Below are 773 nucleotides of genomic sequence, written 5' to 3' on the forward strand. Positions count from 1 at the left end.
GCATCCGTTCAAGGGCAACCAGGAGCAGCGCCCCGATCCCGAGCGTCAGCAGCAGGAACAACAACGAGGGGGGATACTTCGTCAGCGAGACGAAGCTCAACGTGGTTCGAAGCGCGTCGCCCTCGACCACGAACCAGGACTTATCGCCGTAGCCGTTCGCCAGACGCAGGATCACGAAGGCAACGAGCATTCCGCAGCCGAGGGCCATAAACCGGCGCTCGCGGGTGTGCGTGGCGAATTTGGGCAGAAACCACGGGCCGACCGCGTAGCCGAGCACGATCACGCCAATCCACGGGAGCACGGGATAGGTCGTCTTGGCGACCAGCCCGAACGGCAGCGCGATGACGTCACGCTGGTGCAGCATCGCCCAGACCGCAAAAAACGGTTGGTCAGGCTGGAGGTGGATCGGGTCAAGGAGGTTGTGGCCACCGACGATCAGCAGCCCTACCGCGAATAGAACCGGACGTGGCAGGCCGATCATGGCCGCGAGGACGATCATGCAGATGCCGATGCACCAGATCACCTGCAGCCAAAGCGTCGGGCTGGCCACACCCCAGTACAGTTCCGAGAGGTAGAGGACCTCCAGCGCCATCAGCACGAGCCCACGCTTCAGCAGGTAGGCCCGTGTCTCCGCCAGCGTATGCCTGGTGCCGAACAGGTACGCAGCCACGCCGGTCAACGCGATGAAGATGGGTGCGCACAGGCTGACGAGGAGGCGGGCCAGGGCCACGGCCGGCAGGGCAGTCCGGGCGTCGACCGGGTCGGCTACGGGA

General features: G+C 65.1%; 1 protein-coding gene. It reads right to left on the minus strand.

What is annotated here, in order from left to right; genetic code table 11:
- On the minus strand, positions 1–773 hold a 773-nt coding region (locus FV226_RS27660; RefSeq protein WP_147765426.1), incomplete at both ends, for a heparan-alpha-glucosaminide N-acetyltransferase domain-containing protein.

Origin of the sequence: Methylobacterium sp. WL12 (assembly GCF_008039475.1) — a bacterium.
Lineage (GTDB): Bacteria > Pseudomonadota > Alphaproteobacteria > Rhizobiales > Beijerinckiaceae > Methylobacterium > Methylobacterium cerastii.